The organism is Streptomyces sp. NPDC060184, from assembly GCF_042728795.1.
Taxonomy (GTDB): Bacteria; Actinomycetota; Actinomycetes; order Streptomycetales; family Streptomycetaceae; genus Streptomyces.
In genome coordinates this window covers 22,797-38,249 of record NZ_JBHWYX010000023.1, presented here as the reverse complement: position 1 = coordinate 38,249, position 15,453 = coordinate 22,797, and the positions used below count along the sequence as shown (strand labels likewise).

Below are 15,453 nucleotides of genomic sequence, written 5' to 3'. Positions count from 1 at the left end.
CCACGGGCCTCAGGGCGCGGTCCGCGCGGAGGCGCGCGCGGCGCGCATGCCTTCCCAGCGGCGGGCGGCGGGGGCGGGCAGGTCGAACTGGTCGAGGACCCGGGCGGTGATGTGGTCGACGATGTCGTCCACCGACCGCGGGTGGTTGTAGAAGGCGGGCATCGGCGGCACGATCCGGGCGCCCATCCGGGCCAGCGCGAGCATGTTCTCCAGGTGGATCTCGCTCAGCGGAGTCTCGCGCGGCACCAGGACCAGCCTGCGACGCTCCTTGAGGACGACGTCGGCGGCGCGGGCCACCAGCCCTTCCGCGTAACCGGCCCGGATGCCCGCCAGGGTCTTCATGGAGCAGGGCACGATCACCATGCCGTCGGTACGGAACGAGCCGGAGGAGATGGTCGCCCCCTGGTCGTCGGGGCTGTGCACCACGTCCGCGAGCGCGTTCACCTCGGCCACCGGCCGGCCGGTCTCCAACTCGATCGTGGCACGCGCCCAACGGGACAGGACGAGATGGGTCTCCACGTCCGGCAGCTCCGCCAGATTCTCCAGCAACCGCACGCCGATCGCGGCCCCCGTCGCGCCGGTCATGCCCACGATCAGCCGCACCGCTCACTCCTCGCACCTTCGATGACCTGCACGAACGTCCGCGCGGTCGGTGCTACCCACGCTAGGAGGCAGTTCGCCGATGGCGGCGGTACCCTCGGGACTCACGATGGGAAGAAACGGACAACCTGAGGTCCGGGACCTCGACTACACGGCCGCGGTGGGCGCGCCCACCGGCGTCGAGGTGGTGGAACTCGCCGGCCTCTACGACCGGTCCATGCGGCACGGCAACGACCCGTACGCCCCCCTGCGCCCGGCCTTCCACCAGCTGATCGCGGTCCGCGCCCGCCCCCTGCGGATGGCGGTGGACTTCGTGGAACACGACCTGCCGCCCGGCTCCTGGCTCTGGATCCGCCCCGGCCAGGTGCAGCGTTTCGGCCCGGACCTGGTGACGGCGGACGGCACCGTCGTCCTGTTCCAGCGCGGCTTCCTGCCCCCGGCGACCGTCGCCGCCGCCCACATGGACCCCCCGTACCAGCAGGAACCCCTGCTGCCCACCGGTACGGGCGCGGAGGCGCTGGGCAGGGGACTGGACCACCTCGCGTACGAGTACGGAGCGATGGCCACCCTGCCGCTCGACTCGCACGTCGAGGTGCTGCGCCACCTGGTGTCCGTGCTGGTCCTGCGGCTCGCGACGGTACGCGGCACGGCGCCCCGGCCCGGTCCGGTGAGCGAGGTGTTCCGGCGGTTCCACGACGCGGTGGAGCGCGACCACGCGACGACCCGGCGGGTCGAGGACTACGCCGCGGCGCTCGGCTACAGCCCGCGCACCCTGACCCGGGCGACGCGGGCGGTGACGGGAGCCGGGGCGAAACAGTTCGTGGACGACCGGGTCCTGCTGGAGGCCAAACGCCTCCTCCAGCACAGCCGCCTCCCGGCGAAGGAGGTCGCCGGAAGGCTCGGCTTCGTGGACGCGAGCGACTTCACCAAGTTCTTCCGGCTGCGGACGGGCGCCACCCCGGCGGCCTTCCGCGCCCAGGCCCTCGGGCACGCGGGTGCGCCCCCGGGCTGATCCACCGGGATGGCCTTGCCCGGAGCGTTCCGCGCAAGTCCCGCCCGTCCGCAACACGCCTCACGCACGACCGGGCTCCATCGCCATGCCCGCGGCGACGAGCCGTTCGTCCCCGCCCGGGACGGTCAGCAGGCAGAGCCCCACCGGCAGTCCCCGGACGCGGGGGCCGGGGAGGGTGAGGGCGGGCAGTCCGCCGAGTCCCGCCAGACAGGTCAGCGCGAGGAGGGCGTCCCGGTCCGCCGTGGACGAAGCGGCGTGGGCCGGTGCCGGGGCCGGGGTGGCGGGAATCGCCAGCACGGCACCGTCCAGGCGGCGGCCGAGCCACCGCGCGACCGCCAGGACGCGCGCCCGCGCGGCCCGCTCCCGTGCGGCGTCCACGTCGGCGGCGGCGCGCAGCCGCTCGGTGACGTGGGGGCCGAAGACCGGGCGGGCCCGCACCACCCACGGGCCGTGGGCCCGCCACACCTCGGCGGCCTGCACCGTCTTGAAGGCGTCCCTGGCATCGGCGTGCGGGACCGGGGCTAGGTCGTCGAAGAGCGGGGCGCGGTCGACGGGCAGGCCGAGTCCGCCGACCAGCCGGGCGAGGGCGGGCGTCAGCGCCGCGCGGACCTCACCGGTCGCCAGGGACCAGAGGTCGGCCGGTGCCAGGATCCGGAGCGGCGGGCGGTCGTCCCCCTCCGTGCCCGCCAGCAGGACCGCCGCGGCGTCGCGCAGCAGGGGCAGGGAGCGGGTGAGGAGTCCCGGTGTGTCGAACGAGGGGGCCAGCGGGCTGATGCCCGTGCGGTCGGCGCGGGCGTGGCTGGGACGGAGTCCGTACAGGCCGCAGTAGGAGGCGGGCACCCGGATGGAACCGGCGGTGTCGGTGCCCAGCCCGATGTCGGCGAGTCCTCCGGCGACGGCCGCGGCCGTCCCGCTGGAGGAGCCGCCGCACAGGTGCCCCGGCGCCGCGGGGTTGGCGGGTGCGCCGTAGTGGGCGTTCGTGCCGCCCAGGCTGTAGGCCAGCTCGTCGGTGTGCGTCTTGCCCGCCGGTACGGCTCCGGCGTCGACCAGGCGGCCGAGGCAGTCGGCGTGACGCGTCGCGGGTACGGCACCGGCGAGCAGCAGGGGATGGCCGTTGCCGGTCGGCGCGCCCGCGAGGTCGATGACGTCCTTCACGGCGATCCGGGCACCGGACAGCCCGTCGGCCGCCGCGGGCTCGGGCAGGTCGGGGACGGGCAGCCAGGGAACGAACGGCCCGATGAGCGGCAGCGGGGCCGAATCCGCCGCGGACGAAGTGCGGGCAGAAGTCATCGTGTCGGCTCCGTGGACGGGGCGGCGCCGGTCAGCAGGGGATGGAGATCGGCCTTCGGCAGGCAGACGTGGACGCCCTTCACCCGGTCGACGACCTGCGATATGCGAAGGTCGACCGCCGCGCTGAGGTAGGCGAGCGCCACCGCCCCGGGCAGCGAGCAGCGCTCCGACAGGTAGGCGAGGGCCGATCTGGTGGCCTTGCGGACGGCTTCGTCGAGGTCCTCGTCCAGGCCGGTGACCAGATAGTGGCCGGCGGTCTCGGCGTACGGTCCGGCGAGCCTCGACGCGAGCCGCCGGGCAGGCGCGTCGCTGTGCAGGGTCAGCCGGAGCGTGGCGCGCAGCGGCGCCTCGAAAGCGGTGAGCGCGACCTCCCCGTCGCCCTGGGAGAAGTGCGGGTCGCCCGCGTAGAAGAGCGCTCCCGCCACCTGGACCGGCAGGAAGAGGCGCGCCCCCTCGCCCAGGAGCCGTATGTCCAGGTTGCCGCCGTGCGCGCCGGGCGGAACCGAGTGGACGGGCGCGTCCGTCGCGGGAGCGACCCCCATGATGCCGAGGAAGGGGGCGAGCGGGAAGCGGACGTCCCGTCCGTCGCCGACCGGGAGCCGCCCGAGGCCGTCGGGGTCCACGTGGGCGACCAGGGAGACGGCCGGTACCGGCAGACCGTCCTCGTGACCCGGGGCGGGGACCGGGTACTCGCCGGGCAGCGCCCCCCGCCCGTGCCGGTTGCTGATCACGCCGTAGTCGGTGCGGCGCCGCAGCCGGAGCACCTCGACCTCCAGCACGTCGCCGGGGCGGGCACCGCGGACCGCGACCGGGCCCGTGACGACGTGGGGCCCTTGCGTCTCCGCGTCGAACGGAACGGCGGACGCGGCGAGTTCGACGGCGTCACGCAGGATGTCCCGCTCGCGGACGCCCGCTTCGGCGAAGAACTTCACCGGGTCGCGCCCCTGGTCCGGCAGGATGCCCTCGTGGCTCGTCGTGTCGAGGCACACGACGGTGCCGGACTCCACGGTGAGCACGGGGCGGGAAGCGGCATTGGGGAGCAACCCCCAGGCGGTCGTGCCGAGTTCGGCGGCGAGGTAGGACGAACCCTCGGTCGCTCCGTCGTGGGGCTGAAGTACGCTCATGGCGCTGACCTTTGCATACACCCGTTACAGGCCGGTTAACCTCTGCGCGCACCGGCCGGAACCCGAGAGGCGGAGCGATGGCCGAAGTCGGCGCGGTGCGGAGGCGGGACACGGGGCAGGCAGTGTGCGACGCACTCAGGAACGACGTGATCAACCGGGTGTTCACGCCCGGGGACCGTCTCACCGAGGAACGCCTCGCCACGCGTTACCGGGTCTCCCGCATCCCCGTGCGCGAGGCGCTGCGCACCCTGGAAGCCGAGGGGTTCGTGCACTCGCGCCCCTACGGAGGCACGTTCGTGGCCGAGTTGAGCGACGAGGAGGCCGAAGACCTGCTGGGCATCCGGCTGCTGATCGAGCCGTTCGGCGCCGAGCGCGCGGCCGGTCGCCGCACCGCGGTGCACCTCGCGACGCTCGAACTGCTGCTCGCGGAGGCCCGGCAGATCCTGGAGGCCGGCTCCTCGGCCGGGCTCGCCGCCCTCAACACCCGGTTCCACCAGGTCCTGGCCGAGGCGTCGGGCAGCCCGACCATGGCGGCCCTCGTCGCCCAGCTCGGCTACAAGATCTCCTGGGTGTATTCAGTGGAACTCCCCAGGCGCGCACCGGACTCCTGGGCCGAGCACGAGGCCATCGTCGAGGCGCTGCGCGAGCGGGACCCGGACGCCGCCCGCGAGCGGGTGGCCGACCACATCCGACGCGCTCAGGCCGCCTACCGCCTGCGCGGCAGACGCTGACATTCCGTCAGGTCCCGTAGCCGTCGCACCGTCGCGCCGCCGGGTGTGGCGGTGCGCGACGGGGTGCGGTGGCGCGGGGCCCACCGGGGTGCGGCGGTGCGCGGCGAGGTGTCGGAAACGGCTGCGTCACGCGAGACGTCGGAAGCCGTAACCCGTCATCTGTATACACCTTCTGGACGTCGCCGAGACGTCGGCTCCGCTCCGGACCTCCGGGCCGTCAGAAGGGGACAACCGTGTACGACCTCGTACTGCGCCGCGCACTGATCGCCGAAGGCCGCCCGCCGGTGGACATCGCCGTCGCGGGCGGCACGATCGCCCTGGTGGGCGAGTCCGCCCCGGGGGCGCCAGCCCGCGAGACCTTCGACTGCGACGGGCTCGTGGTCGTGCCCGGGTTCATCGAACCCCATCTGCACCTGGACAAAGCGCTGTTGGACAGTGTGGCCATCAACCCGGAAGGGACGCTGGCGGGGGCCATCGAGGTCACCGGCAGGCTCAAGCGCGAGTTCACCCACGCCTCCGTCCGCGCCCGCGCGCTGCGGGTGCTCCGGTGGGCCGTGGCCAACGGCACCACCCTGATCCGCGCGCATCCGGACGTCGATCCGATCGGCGGCCTGACCGGACTCGATGTCATGCTCGAACTCAGGGAGTCCCAGCGCCACTTGGTGGACCTCCAGGTCGTCGCCTTCCCGCAGGAGGGCATCGAGCGCGCACCGGGCACCTACGACCTGCTGAGGGAGGCGCTCCGGCGGGGCGCGGACGTCATCGGCGGATGTGCATACAACGAGGCGGACCTCGACGCCTCCCGCCGCCACATCGACACCGTGCTCGGCCTCGCCGTCGAGTTCGGGGTGCCGGCGGACCTGCACGCGGACTTCGCGGACGACACCTCCGACGGGCGTTTCGCCCTGGCCGGGGCGATCGCCGAGGCGACCCGCGGGCACGGCCTCGGCGGCCGGGTGACGCTCGGCCATGTCACCTCGCTCGCCGCCTGCCCGCCCGCCGAACGGGCCGAGGTCGTCGCCCTGCTGGCGGAGGCGGGGGTCGCGGTCGTCGCGCTGCCCGCGACCGACCTGCACATCGGAGGGCGCGCCGACTCCCGTGCCGTGCGCCGGGGGGTGACCCCGGTGCGCGAACTGCTGGACGGCGGGGTGGTCACCGCGTACTCCTCCAACAACGTCCGCAACGCCTTCACCCCCTTCGGCAACGCCGACATGCTCGACATCGGCCTGCTGCTCGCCCAGACCTGCCACATGGGAAGTCCGTCCGACACCGCGCGGATCCTGCGCATGGCCACCACGGAGGCCGCCCGGGTCACCGGGGTCCACGACGGCTACGGGATCCACCCCGGCGCCCGGGCCGACCTGGTGGTCCTCGGTACCCGCCGACACGAGGACGTGCTGACCGACCGCCCGGACCGGCGGCTGGTCGTCAAGCGCGGCCGGGTCGTCGCCCGTACCGTCCGTACGACCGAACTCCTCGACGCATCCGACTCCGAGGTGCCCGGCGTCTCCGGCGCCCTCGGCGGTACGGCCGCCGCCCGGCGGGTCCGGGCCGCCTGAACCCCGGGCGCGGACCGAGCAGCCGCTCGCGCCCCTGGTGTACGGCCCGCCACCGGCCTCCGCCCCGCGCATCGCACCGTGTTACCCCCGCACCGCGTACCCCGCCCCCCTTCGTTGTGTCAGGAGCACGCCATGAGTGAACGCATTCCGCACGAGATCACCGCGTCCGTCCTCGCCGCGACCACCGCCTTCGTCGGCGGAACCGCGCTGAACCTGCCGCCCTGGGCGATCTTCATCTCCTGGGCGGGACTGCACCTCATGGGCGGTCCCAGCCTCGCCAACGCCACTCGCCTGTGGGCCGCCATGCCGGTCGGCTCCGCCTTCGCCCTGGCCATCGTCCTCGCCGACCAGCACCTCGCCCCGCACGTCGGCGGGGGCCGACTGGCCCAGAACGCCCTGCTCGGGGCGGTCATCCTCGTACTGAACACCGCGCTGATGTACGCGGGCCGCCTGCGGCCCCTCTCGCTCGTCCCCGGCATGTTCCTCGGGTTCGCCTCGTTCTTCGCCACCTACTTCGGCGGCTTCGGCTACGACCACGGCAACGTCTGGGCGGCATGGGTGAGCGCCGTCGCGATGAACGCGCTCGGCCCGGTCTACGCGTTCGTGGCGAACTGGGCGACCTTCGCCCGCACGACCGCCCCGGCCCCCACCGCGCAGTCGGCCACCGCACCGGGCGTCCCCGTCGCGGAGGCCCGGTGACCGCCTGATCGCGCGGCGGCCCCCGCGCCGCCCCGGCCCACCGCTCCGCCCACCCCACACCCACCCCACCCCCGCCCCGTCCGTACCCCCGAAGGGACACCGCATGGCCACCGCCGCCGCGACCGACCGCGAACACCACACCGCAGGCGAGGAGTGGGAGCACACGGCCGTACCCCGCCACGCCAGGAAGAGCCTGCTCTCCGTGGCCGGGGTGTGGGCCGGCTTCCCCATGTGCCTGGGAAACGCCGTGTTCGGCGGCCTGATCGTCTACAACCTCGGCCTCCAGCAGGGCTTCTGGGCGATCCTCACCGGAAACCTCCTCCTCTTCGCCTACGTGGGTGCCCTCAGCCACCACGCGGGACGGACCGGCCGCAGCTTCGCCCAGCAGGCCGCCGCGGTCTTCGGGCCCCGCGGCCGGGCGCTGGTCTCCGGCTTCCTCGCCACCGTGGTCATCGGCTGGTTCTCGTACCAGGTGGGCCTCACCGGAACGACCCTGCACCAGGTCCTGGGCTGGGCCCCGCTGTGGGGCGCGCTCCTCGGCGCCGCCGTCTACATCGGCCTCACCGCCGCCGGAATCCGCGCCCTGTCCGCCGTCGGTCTGCTGGGTGTGCCGCTCTTCCTCGTCACGGCAGCACTCGCCTTCGGGTACGCGGTGGACCAGGGCGCGAGCGTCTCCCAGGCGCTCGCCTTCGAGGGCCACGGGCACGGCATCACCTTCTGGTCCGCCGTGGGCATCGTCGTCGCCGGATTCGTCGACTCGGGGACCATGACCGCCGACTTCACCCGTTGGAGCAGGAACGGCCGCTCGGCCGTGTGGGCCACCGCGTCGGCCTTCCCCCTCACCAACACCGTCGCCTACCTGGTCGGCGGCGCGGTCGTCGCGACCGGGAGCGCCGCCGCGCCGGAGACCGACGGCGGCTCCTACCTCGGGCTGCTCGCCGGACACGGCGCGTGGATCACCGCACTCGCCGTGCTCTTCACCCTCACCAACCTCGGCTCGGTCGCGGCGCACTGCCTCTACAACGCCGCACTCGGATGGTCCGGGACGACCCCGCTGCGGATGCGCCCGCTCGTGGTCGCCCTCGGCGTACTCGGTTCGGTCGTCGCGCTGACCGGCGTGTGGAGCTCGATCGTCAGCTGGCTCCAGCTCCTCGGCATTCTGGTACCGCCCATCGGCGCCGTTCTGATCGTGCGGCAGACGGCGGACCGGCTGCGGTCGCGGCGCGGCCACGGAGCCGACGAGTCCACCGCGCCCGCCCAGAACGGCCCGGCCCCCGACAGGACCCGCCGGGCGGACGGCTCGGGCTTCGTCCTTCCCGCGCTGGTCGCCTGGGCGGCCGGAGCCGTCGCCGCCTGGATCCTCCACCAGGTGTACCCGGGGTCGGTGGACGCCGTGCTCGGCTTCGGAGTGGCGGCCCTCGTGTACGGGGCCCGGCTCCGGTGGCCCGGACGCGCCGAGGGAACCGCCGCCGGTGTCCCGGTGGATGCCTCCCGCGGCGTGGCCGTGGCCGGGACCACCGACCCCGCCCGCGTCTGACCCCCCCACCCCCGTCCCGGTCCACCACCGGCGTGCACCGCCGTCACCGTCCCCCACCGCCGTCCACCCCTCCAGGGAAAGGCCCCCCGTGACCCCCGAAGAGCGCGACGACCTCTGCTTCCTCCCGGCCACCGAGATCGTCACGGCCGTGGCCGCCCGCCGGCTCTCGCCCGTCGAGCTGGTCGACGCCGTGCTGGACCGCATGGCGGAGATCAACCCGCTGATCGGGGCGTTCTGCACCCCCGCCCCCGAACAGGCCCGCGCACGGGCGGTCCAGCTGGCGGACACCCTGGCCCGCGGCGGAACTCCCGGCCCGCTGGCGGGCGTACCCCTCGGAGTGAAGGACCTCATCGCGACCGCGGGGCTGCTCACCACCTTCGGGTCACCCGCCTACCGCGACCACGTCCCCGACCAGGACGACATCGTCGTCGAGCGCTCCACCGGAGCCGGAGCCGTCGTGCTGGGGAAGACCAACACCACCGAGTTCGGCTACAGCCCGGCGGGCCACAACCCGCTCTTCCCGCCCAGCCGCAACCCGTGGCGGACCGATCTCACCCCCGGCGGGTCGAGCGCCGGATCGGCGGCGGCGGTGGCCGCGGGACTCGGGCCGGTGGCACTGGGCAGCGACGGCGGGTGCTCCCTGAGGGTGCCCGCGGCCTTCTGCGAACTGGTGGGCTTCAAACCGTCGATGGGCCGCGTGCCCGTCTGGCCCGGCTGCCGCGACGAACGCATGCCGGGGGCCTCGGGCTGGGAGAGCATCGAGCATCTCGGCGTCCTGACCCGTACGGTCGCCGACACCGCGCTCATGCTCTCCGTGCTCGCCGGTCCCGATCCACGCGACCGGCACTCCATTCCCTGCCACGACGTGGACTGGACGGCCGCCGCCCGGCGCGGTCGTGAGGAGGGATGTGCCGGACTCCGCATCGCCTACAGCCCGGATCTCGGCTATCTGCCGGTCGACCCGGCGGTACGCGCGGTGGCCGAGGACGCGGTGTCCGTCTTCCGCGCGCTGGGCTGCACCGTGGAGGAGGTCGACCCCGGCTGGAGCGACCCCGCCGAGGCGTTCCAGGCGATCATCACCGCCGAGACCGACCTGACCGGGATGCGACGCCTCACCGGTCAGTACGGTGCCGCGATGTCCCCGCACCTCGTGGCCTGGATGACGCGCGACTGGACGGCGCGGGAACTCACCGACGCCAACATCGCACGCAAGGCGCTGACCAATCGCATGGCCGCGCTGATGTCCGCCTACGATCTCCTGATCACTCCCACGGCCGCCGTGCCACCCTTCCCCGTCGGTGTGCACGGCCCCGAGCGCATCGCGGGCCGCACCGTCGGCGACACCGCCTGGATCGGTTTCAACTACCCGGCCTCCCTCACCGGAGCGCCCGCGACCAACGTCCCGGCGGGCCGCACCCCCGACGATCTGCCCGTGGGACTCCAGCTGATCGGACGTCATCTGGCCGACGGGACCGTGCTCCGCGCCGCGGCGGCGTACGAGAGGGCGCGCCCCTGGGCGCACCGCCGCCCGGTGCCGACGCCGAACGCGCCCGGGGCTGCGCCGAAAGCCGCGGCGACCGCCCGCTGACCGGGCCGGGCGGGGCTCGCCGGGCTCGTCGTCCGTGGCCCGTCGGTCACCTCACCGTGGCCCGTCGGTCAGGCCGCCTGCCGCACAGGGCCGCTCTGCCAGGCCCGACCGAGCACCGCGTAGCCCTCGTCGGTGAGTTCGTGCTCGGCGGGGGCGAGGTCGGCGAGGCGCGGATCGTCCGCGACCGCGCGCTCCAGGACGCTGAGGTGATGGATCAGTTCGTACTGGAGCTCCACACGGGCGCGGCGGCCCTCGGGAGCGAAGGACGCGCCTTCGGCGGTGGTGCGCCGGACCTCGGCGATGGCGGTGGCGGCGCGTGCGGACTGGGAGCGGACGAGGCGGCGGGGGAACGCCCAGCTGGTGCCCCAGGTGACCACGACGGCGGTCGCGGCGCCGATGAAGGTGTCGGTGAAGCGGTCGGCGGTGATGGCGGCGACCCCGGCGCCGCCGCTCGGTCCGACGGCGAGCAGGGCCATGGGCGTGATGGCGACCAGGGCCAGGGCGTAGTTCAGGGGGAAGAGCAGGTACTGGCCGGTCATGCAGACGACCACCGCCGCGACCGTCCACCACGGTCCGGGGTGCAGGCTGAAGACGCCCCAGACGACCCCGACGCCGAGCAGCGTGCCGACGGTGCGGTGGGCGGCGCGCCGGGTGGCGGCGACCCGGTCCATCCACTGGTTGATCACGATGGTGGCGGTCAGGATGGCCCAGTAGGGGTGGCCGATGCCGACGGCCAGGCTGATGACGCCGGCGATGCCCGCGGCCAGTCCCATCCGCCAGGCGGTGAACCACTCCACCGAGTTGCCGCGCAGGGCGTGGCCGAGCAGGTAGCGCCATCCCGGCCTGCCGGGCGTGGTGCCGATGCCGGGGTCCGCGGCCGACGGGGCGTCGGCGCCGAGACGGTCCAGGACGGTCTCGGCGAGGGCCCGGTTGGTCGCCATCAAGTCGGAGGCGAGCGCCTGATGGTGCTGTCCGCGCGTGGCCGGCCAGGCGGAGTGCAGGGTCAGCCGAGCCCCATTGACCGCCTGGTAGGCGGCGTTCCGGCTCAGGCGCGCGGCCTGGCTGCCCGCCTCCGTCAGCCGGTAGTCGGCCACGGCCCGGCGGGCGGCGGCCACGGCGCGCTCCTCGGGACCGCGCGGGGCGAAGAGGAGCGGGACCAGCAGCAGGACCGAGGCGAGCAGGGCCGCGAAGGCGGTGACGCCGACCATCTGCCAGCCCACCGTCGGGTCGGCGCCGAAGTACGTACCCAGGACGGCGGCGTAGAACACCATCACCGGGGTCGGGCCACGGGTCAGCATGAAGGCGTAGTAGAGGACGGCCACCACCACGATGATCACGACGCTCGCCGGGACGATCGCCCAGCGGTACGGAGCGACGAGCACCCCCACCGACATGGCGCCGGTCAGCGCGGCGGCCACCAGGAGGCTGTTGCGGACCCGTGCCCACAGGGGGCGGCCGGTCTCCCAGAACGGTGTCATGGCGCCCATGAGCGAGATCATTCCCAGCTTCGGTCCGAACGCCAGGCAGGCGGTCAGGACGGTCACCGAGGAGACGGCGGCGGACACCAGGTTCGGGGCGATCGAACCCGGGGTGTACCGAGGGGCGAAGAAATTCCAGATCGCCACTGCCGCCCGTCGCCACAGGGATGCCGAGGACACGGTGCTCCTTCGAGAGGGATCGCGGCCGGGCCGCTTAAATGAACAGACTCTTCATATAGTAGTTTGCGGCGGAGAGTGGCTTCGACCGGGGTGGAAGGTGAGACCGATGACAGTTCCTCCGGCAGGCCCGCGTCGGGGGCGCGGCAGAAGGCCGATGGCCGAGGTCCGCGCCGACGTCCTGGAGGCCTCGGCCCAGGTGCTGATGGCGCACGGGGTCGCCGGCTTCACCGTCGAGAAGGTCGTCGCCGCCTCCGGCGTCAGCCCGGCGACCGTCTACCGGCACTGGCCCTCACGCGGTGCGCTGGCCCTGGACGGATTCCGGCACGCCGTCGGGGATCAGGTCGCACTCGACGACACCGGGGACGTCCGCGCGGACCTGACGCGGTTCATCACCGCGTTCATCCGGCTCGCCACCCAACGGCCCGCCGGCCCCGTCTTCGCCCAGCTCATCGGCGCGGCGCAGACGGACGCCGAACTCGCCGGACAGTTCGAACACCACTACTTCGGCCCGCGCCGGCGGGAGGCGTTCGCCCTGCTGGAGAAGGCGAAGGACCGCGGGCAGATCCGTGAGGACGCCGACCCCGCTCTCCTGGTGGACCTCATCTGGGGCGCCTGCTACATCCGTCTGCTCCTGCCCCACCTCACCGACCAGCTCACCGAGGACTTCGCCCCCGCCGTTGTCGACCAGGCCCTCGCCGGTCTCCTTGCCGGAGCTGCGGACGGGGTGGAGCCGGGCAGATAGGGCGCCTTGCGGCCGGGGTGCGCGCGCAGGGCCACGGCGGTCGGGAACCGGGGTGGCCGGGAGTCGCGTCGGTCGGGAACCGAGGTGGCCGGGAGTCGCGTCGGTCGGGGGCCGCGTCGGACCAGGAGCCCGGCCGCCCCGGACGTTCGTTCCGATCGGTACGGCTCAGATGGCGACGACCGCCCCTTCGCGCATCCAGCCCCGGCCGTCCGCCGCCGCGTCGGTGGTGACCAGGACGTAGCCGTACTCGTTGTACGAGGCGCCCTCGCAGGTCGACGCGCCGACGATGTCACCGGCGTACTTGGTCTTCACGACGGCGCTGTTCGGGTTCGGGTCCTCGTACACCCCGGCGGTCGGCCAGACGACCTTGTACTGGCAGCCCGACTGGGCCGCGGCGCCGGGGGCGGTGGCGACCACTCCGGCGAATCCGACCGCGGTGGCCAGGACGGTGGTGGCGATACGGGTCATGCGCATGATCGGTGGCACTCCTCGGGTACGGCGATGTGTCAGGCACATGATCATAGGGGCGAGTTGGGGCCGGTGCTCCTGCCCGTACCGACCATGCGCTCCGGATGGGATGATGCTCGGTGACAGGGCGACGGCGGTCCGAGGAATCCGGTGCGAAACCGGAGCGGTCCCGCCACTGTGATCGGTGAGCGACTCCCGGCGTACCACTGCCTCGTAGGGCGGGAAGGGCGGGACGAGCGGCGACCCGAGAGCCAGGAGACTCACGCGGTCGCCTCCTCCACGGACACCGGGGCGGATTTCCCCGGAGAGGGGTGGTTCGGCGTGCCCGCAAGGCCGGCCGAAGAGGCTCACGTACGGAAGACCAAGGTTGTACCCGGCGCCAGGGGTGCGACGGCCGGATCGGCGCCCTGCCGGGTCGTCGTGTGCCGGGACTGCTGCTGCGGCAGCCGCAAGGTGACCGGAGTCGATCACGGGGCGCAGACGGACCGCCTCCGCGAGGAGGCCCCGGTGCGGATATCGGACTGTCTGGACGTGTGCGACCAGGCCAACGTCGTGGTCGTGCAGCCCTCAGCCGAGGGCCGCGCCGCCGGAGCCCGGCCCGTCTGGCTGGGACTGGTCAACGATCCCGGCGCGACCGAGGACATCGCCTCCTGGATACGTGCCGGAGGCCCGGGGGTGGCCCCGCGCCCTGAAATCCTCGACCTCTACACGTTCGAACCCCCCGGTCGGCGACGGGGCCCGCGGTGAGCCCGCTCCCGGCGGAGGACGGACGCGAACCCGCAACGGCCGGGTGCCTCTCGCCGAGGCCCCTCTCCGACGGCCGTGACGACTGCCCGGGTCCGGCCGAGGTGGTGCGCCGCCGCATGGCCATGGCAACCGCCCTGAGCGAGTCGGTCACCGGGCTCGGTCCGTTCTTCGCCCTCCGGATCCATCCGCACGGCACGGAACCGGGCGGCCCCTGGCAGCCGATGTCCCGCCCGCTGCTCGAAGAGCGTGTCGCCGCGGTCGGGGAGCGGCTGGCCGCGACGGGCGGCCGGCCGCCGGGCTCGGTGGAGACGCGCGTCGCGGCTTCCGTCGCGCATCTGGGGCTGGCCGCCCGGCTGATCTCCCCGGCCCTGGCCGCCGCGGTGCTGCACGGCAAGGTCCTCGCCCCCGGCCTCACCGAGCTGCGATGGCAGCCGGTGATCGGCGGGCCGATCCCTCTCTCGCTGCCCGACAGCGCCCTCGTCGACAGCCCGGCGGGCCCCCCGACAAGCCCCCCCGAGCGCCTCGCCGACGAACTGAGCACCCGCCTGCTGGACGGCTCGCTGCGCGAACTTGCCGATGAGATGGGGGAGTTCTCCGTCTCCCGGCACATCCTGTGGGGGAACACCGCCTCGGCCCTCAACGGAGCAGCGACCATGATCACGACCTCCCGCCCGGACCTCGCCACCCCCACCCGCACCCTGACCTCGCTTCTCCTCGCACGCCCCCCGCTGCGCTCCACCACGACCTCGGCCGCCGGTGGAGCCTTCAGACGCCGCAGCTGCTGCCTCATCTACCGCGCCGCCCCCGACCGCAAGGGAGCCCTGTGCGGAGACTGCGCGTTGGCCCGCTGACGCGGCTCCCGTCGGGTGGTCCGCCCCTCTCCGGAGGACCACCCGAGCTCCCGCCCCGTACGTTCGGACAGCCGGCACACCTCAGGTCGGTCACGGGGCCCGTTTCGCGCGAGGGGGACACGTCGTTCGCCAGGAGACGGACTCGGGCCCCCTCGTGCTCGTCTCCGCAGGCGCCCCTTCCCTCGGGCCACACCGTCTGGACCGTACCGTCAGGAGGAACCAGTGACGTACCCGCCGCCGCTCACCCCCGAGGAGAAACTTGCCGACGCGAAAGGCCTGTTGAGCCTTCCGCCTACCGTCGTGATCTGCGGCTCCACCCGCTTCATGGCCGAGATGTCCGAGGCCGATCTGCGGGAGACCGCAGCCGGGAGGATCGTCGTCAAGCCGGGCTGCGACATGAAGTCGCCGCACGGACTCTGGTCCGATCCTGCCGAGGCCGAGGCGTTGAAGGTTCGACTCGACGATCTGCACCGGGCGAAGATCCGGCTCGCTGACGAGGTGCTGGTCGTCGGCGACTACATCGGCGACAGCACCCGGGCGGAAATCGCCTACGCCCGGTCGCTGGGCAAGCCCGTGCGGTTCACCCACCCCGAAGTCGACGCCGACGCCTGACCGGCCACCGCCACCTCGACGACCGGGGTCGGCAGCCGACTACCGGGCCGGCAGGCGACGACCGAACCTGCCGCCGCTTCACCCGCATGACGGGAGGGGCGGGGCGGTGCCGAACGTGGCACCGATGTGAGAGGCGAGCCTTCGCCGCGCGACGAAAAGGACGGTGAGCATGCGCGGCCAAGCTCGGCAAAGGAACTGCAACGGGCTCGGATAGGGGCAGGTCGCGAAGGGTGCT

The 15,453-nt window shown here is 73.6% G+C and carries 15 protein-coding genes and 1 riboswitch; of the genes, 10 read left to right on the top strand and 5 right to left on the bottom strand.

The features are described from left to right. Positions 1-9: 9 nt before the first annotated feature. The gene (locus ACFWEE_RS17280) at positions 10-603 is read right to left on the bottom strand and encodes a non-oxidative hydroxyarylic acid decarboxylases subunit B (protein ID WP_386889953.1); all 594 of its coding nucleotides are present in this window, start codon (positions 601-603) and stop codon (positions 10-12) included. 106 nt (positions 604-709) lie between these two features. On the opposite strand from ACFWEE_RS17280, the gene ACFWEE_RS17275 reads away from it, so the two are divergent. Further along, a complete protein-coding gene (locus tag ACFWEE_RS17275) occupies positions 710-1,612 on the top strand; it encodes a helix-turn-helix domain-containing protein (protein WP_386889951.1) in 903 nt (300 codons plus the stop codon). A gap of 60 nt (positions 1,613-1,672) precedes the next feature. Here ACFWEE_RS17275 and ACFWEE_RS17270 read toward each other — a convergent pair whose 3' ends face one another. Then, positions 1,673-2,902 (bottom strand): amidase family protein, encoded by a 1,230-nt coding sequence (locus ACFWEE_RS17270; protein WP_386889950.1) that lies wholly within the window; start codon positions 2,900-2,902, stop codon positions 1,673-1,675. Continuing rightward, complete coding sequence (locus ACFWEE_RS17265) at positions 2,899-4,026, bottom strand: acetamidase/formamidase family protein (protein ID WP_386889949.1); 1,128 nt, start codon at positions 4,024-4,026, stop codon at positions 2,899-2,901. The genes ACFWEE_RS17270 and ACFWEE_RS17265 overlap by 4 nt, the downstream gene beginning before the upstream one ends. 122 nt (positions 4,027-4,148) lie before the next feature. Here ACFWEE_RS17265 and ACFWEE_RS17260 point away from each other — a divergent pair, with 122 nt between their 5' ends. The 5 genes from ACFWEE_RS17260 (at position 4,149) to ACFWEE_RS17240 (ending at position 10,140) form a co-directional block, all read left to right on the top strand. Further along, the gene (locus ACFWEE_RS17260; protein ID WP_386889947.1) at positions 4,149-4,757 is read left to right on the top strand and encodes a GntR family transcriptional regulator; all 609 of its coding nucleotides are present in this window, start codon (positions 4,149-4,151) and stop codon (positions 4,755-4,757) included. A gap of 233 nt (positions 4,758-4,990) precedes the next feature. Continuing rightward, positions 4,991-6,316: an amidohydrolase family protein gene (locus tag ACFWEE_RS17255; RefSeq protein ID WP_386889946.1), complete on the top strand. Its 1,326-nt coding sequence runs from the start codon at positions 4,991-4,993 to the stop codon at positions 6,314-6,316. Positions 6,317-6,448: 132 nt separating this feature from the next. After that, entirely contained in the window at positions 6,449-7,015 is a 567-nt protein-coding gene (locus ACFWEE_RS17250; protein WP_386889944.1) for a DUF1097 domain-containing protein, read from the top strand. A 103-nt stretch (positions 7,016-7,118) separates the two neighbouring features. Next, positions 7,119-8,552, top strand: coding sequence for a purine-cytosine permease family protein (locus ACFWEE_RS17245; protein ID WP_386889943.1), 1,434 nt, complete (start codon positions 7,119-7,121; stop codon positions 8,550-8,552). A gap of 88 nt (positions 8,553-8,640) precedes the next feature. Next, complete coding sequence (locus tag ACFWEE_RS17240) at positions 8,641-10,140, top strand: amidase (RefSeq protein WP_386889942.1); 1,500 nt, start codon at positions 8,641-8,643, stop codon at positions 10,138-10,140. 68 nt (positions 10,141-10,208) lie between these two features. Here ACFWEE_RS17240 and ACFWEE_RS17235 read toward each other — a convergent pair whose 3' ends face one another. Beyond that, positions 10,209-11,798 (bottom strand): FUSC family protein, encoded by a 1,590-nt coding sequence (locus ACFWEE_RS17235; RefSeq protein ID WP_386889941.1) that lies wholly within the window; start codon positions 11,796-11,798, stop codon positions 10,209-10,211. Between the two features lie 154 nt (positions 11,799-11,952). Between ACFWEE_RS17235 and ACFWEE_RS17230 the strand changes: the two genes are divergently transcribed. After that, positions 11,953-12,540 carry a TetR/AcrR family transcriptional regulator gene (locus ACFWEE_RS17230; protein ID WP_386889939.1) on the top strand — a complete coding sequence of 196 codons (588 nt, stop codon included), beginning with the start codon at positions 11,953-11,955 and terminating at the stop codon, positions 12,538-12,540. Positions 12,541-12,705: 165 nt separating this feature from the next. On the opposite strand, the gene ACFWEE_RS17225 is transcribed toward ACFWEE_RS17230, so the two are convergent. After that, a complete protein-coding gene (locus ACFWEE_RS17225; protein WP_386889937.1) occupies positions 12,706-13,014 on the bottom strand; it encodes a glycosyltransferase in 309 nt (102 codons plus the stop codon). Positions 13,015-13,148: 134 nt separating this feature from the next. Beyond that, a riboswitch (cobalamin riboswitch) is annotated at positions 13,149-13,270 on the top strand. A 158-nt stretch (positions 13,271-13,428) separates the two neighbouring features. Here ACFWEE_RS17225 and ACFWEE_RS17220 point away from each other — a divergent pair. The 3 genes from ACFWEE_RS17220 (at position 13,429) to ACFWEE_RS17210 (ending at position 15,218) form a co-directional block, all read left to right on the top strand. Next, entirely contained in the window at positions 13,429-13,755 is a 327-nt protein-coding gene (locus tag ACFWEE_RS17220) for a hypothetical protein (RefSeq protein ID WP_386890056.1), read from the top strand. Positions 13,756-13,871: 116 nt separating this feature from the next. Further along, positions 13,872-14,606, top strand: a complete 735-nt coding sequence (locus ACFWEE_RS17215; RefSeq protein ID WP_386889936.1) for a (2Fe-2S)-binding protein — start codon at positions 13,872-13,874, stop codon at positions 14,604-14,606. Between the two features lie 222 nt (positions 14,607-14,828). Further along, entirely contained in the window at positions 14,829-15,218 is a 390-nt protein-coding gene (locus ACFWEE_RS17210; protein ID WP_386889935.1) for a hypothetical protein, read from the top strand. Positions 15,219-15,453: the final 235 nt, after the last annotated feature.